The 9475-nt window shown below is 38.0% G+C and carries 12 protein-coding genes; 4 read left to right on the forward strand and 8 right to left on the reverse strand.

The annotated features are described in order from the left end of the window. Window positions 1–166: 166 nt before the first annotated feature. The gene (locus tag QZ276_RS10655; protein WP_292487849.1) at window positions 167–478 is read right to left on the reverse strand and encodes a hypothetical protein; all 312 of its coding nucleotides are present in this window, start codon (window positions 476–478) and stop codon (window positions 167–169) included. A 262-nt stretch (window positions 479–740) separates the two neighbouring features. Between QZ276_RS10655 and QZ276_RS10660 the strand changes: the two genes are divergently transcribed. The 3 genes from QZ276_RS10660 to QZ276_RS10670 are packed head-to-tail and all read left to right on the forward strand — an operon-like array spanning window position 741 to window position 2859. Further along, window positions 741–1118: a 30S ribosomal protein S8e gene (locus tag QZ276_RS10660; protein ID WP_292487850.1), complete on the forward strand. Its 378-nt coding sequence runs from the start codon at window positions 741–743 to the stop codon at window positions 1116–1118. Window positions 1119–1168: 50 nt separating this feature from the next. Next, window positions 1169–1660, forward strand: a complete 492-nt coding sequence (locus QZ276_RS10665; RefSeq protein WP_292487852.1) for an Lrp/AsnC family transcriptional regulator — start codon at window positions 1169–1171, stop codon at window positions 1658–1660. 23 nt (window positions 1661–1683) lie between these two features. After that, complete coding sequence (locus tag QZ276_RS10670; protein WP_292487853.1) at window positions 1684–2859, forward strand: aminotransferase class I/II-fold pyridoxal phosphate-dependent enzyme; 1176 nt, start codon at window positions 1684–1686, stop codon at window positions 2857–2859. A gap of 9 nt (window positions 2860–2868) precedes the next feature. Here the strand turns inward: QZ276_RS10670 and QZ276_RS10675 are convergent, their stop codons facing one another. After that, complete coding sequence (locus tag QZ276_RS10675; protein ID WP_292487855.1) at window positions 2869–3243, reverse strand: helix-turn-helix domain-containing protein; 375 nt, start codon at window positions 3241–3243, stop codon at window positions 2869–2871. 110 nt (window positions 3244–3353) lie between these two features. Between QZ276_RS10675 and QZ276_RS10680 the strand changes: the two genes are divergently transcribed. Further along, window positions 3354–4037, forward strand: coding sequence for a DUF5591 domain-containing protein (locus QZ276_RS10680; protein WP_292487866.1), 684 nt, complete (start codon window positions 3354–3356; stop codon window positions 4035–4037). 28 nt (window positions 4038–4065) lie between these two features. On the opposite strand, the gene QZ276_RS10685 is transcribed toward QZ276_RS10680, so the two are convergent. The 6 genes from QZ276_RS10685 to cobD all read right to left on the reverse strand — a co-directional run. After that, the gene (locus tag QZ276_RS10685; protein ID WP_292487856.1) at window positions 4066–4806 is read right to left on the reverse strand and encodes an ATPase domain-containing protein; all 741 of its coding nucleotides are present in this window, start codon (window positions 4804–4806) and stop codon (window positions 4066–4068) included. Window positions 4807–4976: 170 nt separating this feature from the next. Continuing rightward, entirely contained in the window at window positions 4977–5603 is a 627-nt protein-coding gene (locus tag QZ276_RS10690) for an NTP transferase domain-containing protein (RefSeq protein ID WP_292487858.1), read from the reverse strand. Beyond that, entirely contained in the window at window positions 5588–6406 is an 819-nt protein-coding gene (gene cobS / locus QZ276_RS10695) for an adenosylcobinamide-GDP ribazoletransferase (RefSeq protein ID WP_292487859.1), read from the reverse strand. Before cobS ends, QZ276_RS10690 begins: the two co-directional genes overlap by 16 nt. Window positions 6407–6427: 21 nt before the next feature. After that, the gene (cobZ, locus tag QZ276_RS10700) at window positions 6428–6985 is read right to left on the reverse strand and encodes an alpha-ribazole phosphatase CobZ (protein WP_292487861.1); all 558 of its coding nucleotides are present in this window, start codon (window positions 6983–6985) and stop codon (window positions 6428–6430) included. Window positions 6986–7014: 29 nt separating this feature from the next. Then, window positions 7015–8007 carry a cobalamin biosynthesis protein gene (locus QZ276_RS10705; protein ID WP_292484128.1) on the reverse strand — a complete coding sequence of 331 codons (993 nt, stop codon included), beginning with the start codon at window positions 8005–8007 and terminating at the stop codon, window positions 7015–7017. Beyond that, on the reverse strand, window positions 8004–9475 hold a 1472-nt coding region (cobD, locus tag QZ276_RS10710; protein WP_292487864.1), incomplete at its 5' end, for a threonine-phosphate decarboxylase CobD. The genes QZ276_RS10705 and cobD, both read right to left, overlap by 4 nt.

Here is a 9475-nt window from a genome sequence, read left to right on the forward strand (position 1 = left end):
AAACGAAGTTTAAAGATATCTTTTAAACAACTTAAATCTTCGATTTAAGTTTAACTCTAAATTTTTAATTTAGAGTGTTTTGATTCAAAGAGAACGACTAAAGTCGTTGGCTTTCACGTACCCCTGTTGCCCCACTTTCGTAAAAAACCATCTTGGTATAACAAATTCAGGTGTCCAGTGATTTCTGCAGGTCTAATGTTTCTATATTTCTATTATCGGCGTCCTTTATTACGCTAATTATTTTTATGAGTAGATTCTCTATACTATCGCCTTTCAGTTTATTATAAGGTACGTCAAAGTAATCATTTGCATCAAATATGTAATGTCTACAGCCATCGATTGTAGATACTTCAACAGCCAAATTCATCCGGTTAAGGTTTAATTCTATATGCATGATATGTTTAGAATTTATAAAATATGGTATATTAAGACCTGATAAATCCTTACACCCTGTTGTTGATGCTTTAATCCAAGTCATATCATACGTTACCCCTCTTGATATATAATCCCCCTACTTTAATGAGTAGTTTATTTGTACGTTACATATAATCATTTACACAAATTTACTTATTTGTGTTTGTTTTAAAAATCGAGCTATAAGGTAGTAACGGTGGTAACCATTCGAAAACTTCTTATACAATCCATCAAGTAATAAAATCTCCAGTTGATATAATATAATTCTACAAGCTTTATAAATATGAATTACATTTTATATATTCAATAATACAAGAGGATAAATTATGAAGTGGCAAGGAAGATCTAAAAGAACTCCAAGTGGAGCCAAAATAACACCTGTTCGCGGGAAAAGGAAGCATGAAATAGGAAGAGAATCAGCAGAAACATATGTGAGTGAGACCAAAAGGAAAATTATAGCATCAAGAGGAGGTAACCGCAAATACAAGCTTCTCAGATGCAATGAAGCTAATGTGACCAATCCTGATGATGGAACAACCCAGAAATCAACTATTGAAAATGTAATTGAGAATCCGGCAAACGTACACTACATGAGACGTAATATCATTACTAAAGGCTCAGTAATCAAAACAGGATTGGGCAATGCTAAAGTGACAAGTCGTCCTGGTCAGGATGGCGTTGTAAATGCAGTTTTGATTGAATAAATAACAAAAGCCCGTCTCTCTTATTGATTTTGTTTTAAAAGGAATGAAGTATGGATAAGCATACCTGGCACATACTGGAAATACTGGAAGAGAATGCTCGTGCAACGCCTGAAAATATAGCCTCTCAGACAGGTTTGCCTGTAGCTGAAGTCAATGATATAATCTCAAAGCTTGAAAAGGATAAAATCATCCGCAAGTACAAGACTATTATTGACTGGGAGCAAGCAGGTGAAGATTATGTTTATGCGATTATCGAGTTAAAAGTCGTACTTGAGAGGAAACAGGGTTATCAGACGATAGCGGAGCGTCTCTACAAGTTTCCAGAAGTGCGCTCGGTAAGGTTGATTTCAGGAGACCATGACATCTCTATTACTGTGCGCGGCAGGTCTATGAAGGAAGTAGCATTTTTTGTAGCGGAAAAAATAGCAACACTTGAACAGGTTCATAGTACATCCACTCACTTTGTTTTAAAAACCTATAAAGAAGACGGTTTCATATTCGATGAACCTGAAAAAATTAAACGTTTGCCTGTATCCCCATAAAAAAACCATAAGGTGACGAATCATTGAGAACGCAATGTGATCCTTCCTGTTTTGTTGCAGACCACCTAAAGAAAGTACCACCATCTGGAATCAGGCGTTTTTTCGATATTGTATGCGAGGCTGATGATGTTATATCTCTTGGTGTAGGTGAACCTGATTATATAACACCGTGGCACATAAGAGAATCCTGCATACATTCAATCGAACAGGGAGAAACATCCTACACATCAAACTATGGACTTTTAGAGCTTAGAGAACAGATATCTGAATTGTTCTCGAAAAAGTACAATGTTGAATACAACCCTGAGTCTGAAGTTCTTGTAACAACAGGTGTCAGTGAGGCACTTGATCTTGCAATCCGTGCGATTGTTAATCCTGGTGATGAAGTAATTGTTGTTCAGCCGTCTTATGTTGCATATGTACCATCGGTAATATTTGCAGGTGGCGTACCGGTTACTATATCTACAAAGATGTCCAATAATTTCAAAATAACGCCTGAAGAACTGAAAAATGTCATTAATGAAAATACTAAGGCAGTGGTACTGAATTACCCTAACAATCCGACAGGAGCCACTATGGATAAAGCCGATCTTGAGGCTATAGCTGACGTGGTGGTTGATAATGACCTGATGGTTATTTCAGATGAGGTGTATGATTGTCTGACGTATGAAGGAGAACACACCTGTTTTTCATCTCTTGAAGGTATGCGAAACCGCACGATTTTGCTGAACGGTTTTTCAAAATCGTATGCAATGACGGGTTTCAGGATAGCCTACGCACTTGGTGATTCCGAGATTATAAGCTCAATGATGTTGATACATCAATATACCATGCTCTGTGCACCAATCGTAGCCCAACTTGGAGCGATGGAAGCATTGAGAAACGGTAATGACGAACTTGACAAAATGATTCGTGAATACGACAGACGAAGGAATCTCATTGTAGATGGTCTCAACAGAATAGGATTGGAATGCTTTGAGCCAAAAGGAGCGTTCTATGCATTTCCATCAATCCAGAGTACCGGTATGACATCATCCGAATTCGCAGAAAATCTGCTGGATGATCAGAAGGTAGTAACCATTCCGGGAGATGTTTTTGGTGAAGCAGGACAGGGTTTTTTGCGATGCTCTTATGCGACATCAAAAGATGAGATACAGGAAGCGCTTGAGAGAATTGAAACGTTTGTTAACAAAACCTGATTGATATTATCAATCCACAGCCAGTTCCTCATCGATGTTGTCGATAAGCGAACTTACTTTTTTGTACCAGTCATCGATGTTGTCCTGCATCATTTTTTTGACGGATTCGGGACTGATTGCTACGTATTCGTAATAATATCCTCCAACATCAATCGACCGGCTTTCACGATAAACAAGTCCGCATGATATAAGATTTTGCAGTGAACGGTAGGATGTGCTGCGTTCTCTGTCCAGCAGTTTGCCCAGTTTTTCGGCTGTCATGGGACCGTTTACAAGTAACAGTTTGTATGCCTGTAAATCAAGGTCTTTTAGTCCAAGAATACATTTTGCTACATCATCACAATTAAAATTTGCTCTCAGCATTTCGGGAATAGAATGTGCCATTTATAAATCACTCGTTTTATGGATTGATAGTTTTTGTATAGTTTATCCAAAACCATAATAAACATATCGTTAATTATATATATAATTTGCCAAGTTCAACCGCCATTAAAATGGAACCTATAATTCCTGAAGACAAGCGTTCTGATAAACCACTGGATACAGACGAGATTATTTATCATCCGGATATGAAACGTGCAAATGAATGGATACTGGATGAGTATGACCCTCCTGAAAGAGATGTCTGTATTTTTGTGCCCTGTGCCAAGAAGAAACCGTATCATGAAAGTCCTTCGCACCAAACCTTTGATAAGGTAATATTCGGTTTGCTGAACCCTGAACAGGTTCATGTGGTCGTTTTTGGTACATGCGGTGTAACACCCCGCGAACTTGATACCCAGTATCCTTTCATGCATTATCAGTTTATGCTTGGTAAATGTGATGTACCAAAAATAAAACGTGATTTCATAAAAATGGAAAGCGAACGTCTGGCACGCTATCTTGAAAAAACAAGGCACAAATACAAACATAGGATAGCTTATTGTATAGGGGATTTCAGAAAGGCAATGGAAAAAGCAGTTGAAATGGTAGATATAGATGTTAAAATCGTTCCTGAAGAAGATACAATTCAGAAAAACATCAAGCTGGATAAAAAGTTTATCTATGGAAGCCTCAACCAGAAGGACTATCTTCAAGATTTCTCTGATGCCATAACAACAAATATGGGACTTGAAAAAAAGACAGTTGCAATAGATAAAGAGCATTCAGAGAACGATAATGATTGGTATCTTTTCTAAATTTTAAAATTAATTTAATAAAAATAGGTTAAAGGTATGGAGATTGTGCAAGTACACCCATACCGTTATCCGATATGTTAAGCACTCTGATTTCATTAATGGTTTTTGAACCCCGCATTTTCATGACATAGACTGAACGCTGGAGAGTGTTGCCAGTTTTGAAACGTTCAAGCTTTATGACTGAATCAGCACCATATTCAACTACATCGTTAAGCCCAAAAAGTGTTCCTACTGTAACAACTGAGGTCACACCGTGGCTTCTGAATACGCTGAAAACATCATCGACCATTGTTCTTAGTTTATAATTTGATTCTATCGCCAGGAAGAGAGCTTCTATTGAATCAACAAAAACGCGTTCCGGTTTTTCTTTTTCTATTTTACTCTCAACCAGTTTTTTAAAGCTTTTTATAAGCTCTGATGGTGCAATTTCCACACTTTTTTGTAGACGAAGGCTTGGGTCTGTTATATCCACAAATGAAATGTATCCCTGTTGTTCCATTTCTTTCAAATCCCAGCCAAACGAGGTTTTCATTTCTCTGACCAGTGATTTGGATTCTTCAGAAGTTATTATAACCATTCCTTTTTCACCTTTTTTAGCCCCCTCATACAAAAATTGTGACCCAAATATAGTTTTTCCAGTACCTGAATTACCAGAAACTACATTAACAGTTTCTGTAAAGAATCCCCCCTGTAACATATCGTCTAGGCCTGGTATCTCTGTACTAACTCTCTCTGGTTGAGATGTCTCTTCCTGTGATGTTTCTGCCATTTATAATCACCTGATAGGTCTATCAATAAACTTGGTTTTTAACCTTAAATAATCAATTCAATTATTTGGAGTGTCCTGTATATACATTTTTGTGTTTATACAGATATAATTTTATTCTTTATTGGATTTATTCAAATAGTATATTATGAGAGGTTAATATATAAATTAATTTATTTAGAAGATTGTCCAGACCTTTCCATTAATTTATTCTTACAACGTTCCAAATCATTAGCAGTATTAATATTAAGTGCAAGTTCGGGATAATCCATTATAAGGTTGTAATCATCCTGTTCTTGCTTGATGTATTTTCCATCCAGGATATTAACACCAGTAGGAACAATCAAGTTTCCGTCTCTGTGGAATACTGTATCAGGTCTTATACCAAGATTTTTGCATACGGATATCGGAACGTGTACAGAAAGAGCAGGTTTATTACATTCGCGATACTCATCTACGATTTTGTCAATTAATTCGGGGGTTATCAGAGCAAGGTCAGACATTATAATCATAACAGGTTCTTTTATACCTGCGTTTTCGACTGCATATATCATATCGCCTACATAATCTCCACCTGCAGTTTCTATAACATTTACCCTGCCTTGATATTGATTGGATACATAAATCTCAGTGTTTGGGGTGGCCTGGGACACAGCAACATATATGTTGTCAATATTTTCTGCTTTTTCGAGAGCGTCAATAACGTAGCTTATTAAAGGGAATCCAAGAAGCTGTACACAGGGTTTTTCACCCATTCCGAGTCTTGTTCCTCGTCCACCAGCCATTACAATAACGTCCATATAATCACGCCTCCGGTATAGCCTCCTTTAATCATTAAAAATATAGCTAACAATGTAATTATCCGACCGACTTCATTGGATGTGCCCAGTCCATCACCAGTCACGCCACCAAAATGGCGGTTTGTAATATTTAATATTATTAATGCAGATATCGTTGCTGAAATAAAACCAACTATACCAAAAATTCCAAGCATTAACCAGCAGAAGAAACTTCCACCGATAAGTCCTATAATGAATTTAGGAATTGTGGTGTTATCAATAACCATCGATCCAAGTCCTTCATGTATGGATTTGCCAAAGGCTGCAATCGTGAGCATCGATTGTTTTGCTGATATTTCTGCAACAACCAGAGAAGAAAATATCAACAATCCATTGCTCAAATTTATATTCTGAACCAGACTTTCATCAAGTAAAGTGGTTATAACAGCGTATAATGAGACAATGCCCAGTACACAGAACGCCGCTCCACCAATTCCTACTGATACGTCTTTCATGGCATTTATTTTCTTTTCACGTGACCCATGAGCTGTCAGTCCATCTCCAAAATCAGCAAGTCCGTCAAGGTGGTTAAATCCTGTAAAATAATACACCGTGATGATAATGGCGACAGCACTGATAACAGGGGGAAATACAAAACCAAAAAGGTAAGCAAATGCACCTATAATAAGACCGATAATAATGCCTACAAACGGGAACAGGTATATTCTTTTTACCAGTTCATCAAGACCTTCCATTGTGAGTCCGAAAGGTATGGTGGACAGAAATCCGAAACCTGATTTTACTGCAAGTAAATATGAATTCATTCCGCAACCACACCAGTCGTTTTATTCACCAGATTCATTATTGTTGTCCATTTCTGCTATGGCTCTTGTATACATATTTGCAGAAACACCGCCTACAATACCTGCGACTACATCGTCCATAAATGGTCCAAGCTTTGAAAGAATTCCGGGTTTTTCCTTATCAAAACGGACATATTCAAACATTCCTTTATCTCCGCTTATGTATTTTGAAATGCTCATGCCGAGCACCTCATCGGCAATAATAAAAGAGAGGTCTTTTTCATAGGAACTTTTACTCAGATTGGGAAGTGAGCCTGCTTCACCTTCTTTTTCAAGCAATATTCCCGAATACACCAGTATACAGAGGTTAGGGTCTGAAAATGCTATGTCCAGTTCTCTTGTGAAGATACTTTCTGCTTTTTCTTTGGTTTCAAGTCCTGGATGTGAAAAATATAATTCCATTGCAGTATCTATAATATTTTTTTTACTTACACCGTTTTTTTCCATAACATTATAGATTTCATTATCGTATTTTTCTTCTTCAAGTTCTTCAGGCTGTTCGCCTTTCAGGTATTTTTCATCTATATCTGATAATTTCATAACAATCCTCTTTAACAAAACCTTTTGGATTAGATATAACCAATTAAATTCATAATTCCATAAATAATCAATGAAAATATAATTATGGATATTATTGCTGCAGATATAATAATTTGGGATACTCTCTTAATATCAGAAGGTTCAGGTTCAGGGAAACTATCACCGAGTGTATAGGTATCCGGTTTTTCAAGTTTGATTCTGAGAGCTCCAGATACAGCTGCCATGGGATATCCAGAATTAGGTGATGATGTGAACCCTCCTTCATAGTAGGCACATTTTAATGAATCGACGATGCTGAGTTTTTTCTCGACAAAAATATTGACCACAAACGCGGATAATGCGATAAATACTACCGACATTCTAGCGGGGACCCAGTTTAGTACATCATCGAGTTTAGCGGATACATACCCCAATTCATTGTAGGTATCGTTTTTGTAACCGACCATTGAATCCAGTGTATTAACCGCTTTGTAGGCATATACAGCCACAAGCCCAAAGGGTCCAAGAATTGAATAATAAAATATTGGGCTTAAAATTCCATCTGTAAAGTTTTCAGATGTTGATTCTATTACGGCGGATGACATCTGACTACTTTTTAGTTTATATGGGTCTCTGCTGACAAATATTTTTAATTTTGAACGAACATCATCCAGACGATTTTGAATCAGGTCATTGTAAATATCTTGGCCGTGTATAATAAGACTTCGTATAGCGAATGTGGATTTTAAAAAATAGGCTGAGATGAGAATAGCAATAGTCCCTGGTATATAAGATGCTGCAGTAAACAATGTGATAATATAACCAATAGCTGATGCAAACACTATACATATAGTTGCAAGAAATATCCCGTATAATTTTCTGGATTTTTCAGGGGATGTTTTATCCATGAAAGCTATAAATTTGCCTATCCAGACCACAGGATGGATTGAAGCAGGAGGTTCACCAACCAGCAAATCAAAAACTGTTGCTACAATAAGAACCGATATAAAAAATTCAGCATCTGGTGTTAGAAAACCAATCATAGAAGAGGCTCCACTATCCTTTCCCAAGCTTTATTCAGGTTTTGTTTTGTATCACCATTTTCTTCCATGAGAACATCCAGTATCTGCTCTACAATTTTTTCCTTGTGGATAATATGACAGTCAGAACAGCTCCATACATTTCCTCCACCAGTACTCTTAATGTATTGACCTCCTGTACGCTCATCTTCGCATGGATAGAAAGGACAGAAACAAAAAGTACAATCCTGCCCAGGATAGTGGCAGGGATAATATTCACAGGTACTTCTACCTGAATGGTTGCCTGTTGATGCAGATTCCAGTTTGGATTCCAAATATTTGTTTCCTTGCTCCTGTCCCCATTCAGTAAGCAATTCACCTATATATTTAGCCAGTTTATCGGTATCCTCCGAATTTCTGACAGCGACTCTGATAAACTCGTTACCAAGTGAACAGAACGAACTGCAGTCTCTTACAAGTATGCCTCTTGCAGCCAGTCTCCGGGAAAGTTCAGTAGAATCCATCACAGATTCACTTACATCCACAAGTATGTAGTTCACACTGCTGTCCAGTGGAGTGAATCCGTGAATCCTTGAAATCCTGTCGATGAGATACTTGCGTTCCCTGTCAATCATTTTCCTTGAATCTCTGAAATATGAACTGTAAACACCGCCTTCCATGCCCAGCAATTCAGTACCCACAACATCGGATACAAACCCCATGTTCCATGACAATCTGGCATTGTCAAGCACATTTGCCAGTTTTTGTGATGCAACACCGAATCCTACACGGATGCCCGGTATAGCAAACGATTTTGTAAGCGAGCGCATGACAAACACAAAATTGTTATCCTTTACGAGTTCAGCAACGCTTTGCTCAGGGTCTGAAAGTTCGATAAACGCCTCGTCCACAAACAGAAGGGTACTGGTTTTTGCACACCGGTCAGCCAAATCCTTTAGTGTAGACCTTGACAGCAGTTCTCCTGTAGGGTTGTTGGGGTTGCAAACAAAAAGAATCTTTGAGCTGTTAAGGAGTTCGTCTGAAATCTGGGGAATCTCACTGTAATTAATATATATGGGTCTGGCACCGAAAATCCTGCACTGGAGTTCATACTCATCAAAAGTTGGCCGAGGTATTATCACCTGGTTACCCTTTTCGACCACACATTCTGCCACCAGTCTTATGAGTTCACACGAACCGTTGCCGAGTATTATATTTTCTCTATCCAGATTACCGATAAACCCTGCTGCAGCTTCCCTAAATTCCAGATAACGGTTGTCGGGATAACGGGTGAGTTTTCCCGTATTGTTGCTGACAAGTTCCTCGAGACTGCAGTTGTAGTAATGGAAGGGTGTACCAAGCGGATTCAGGCTTGCGCTGAAATCAAGTAAATCTGATTCATCCAGATTGTATTTCTGGGCGGTTTCGCGAACCAATCCTCCATGTACGCATGGTTGCAGTTGCAGGATTTCTGACCTTACAGGTAAACCGG

The organism is Methanohalobium sp., assembly GCF_018609725.1.
In the GTDB taxonomy this organism is placed as follows: domain Archaea; phylum Halobacteriota; class Methanosarcinia; order Methanosarcinales; family Methanosarcinaceae; genus Methanohalobium.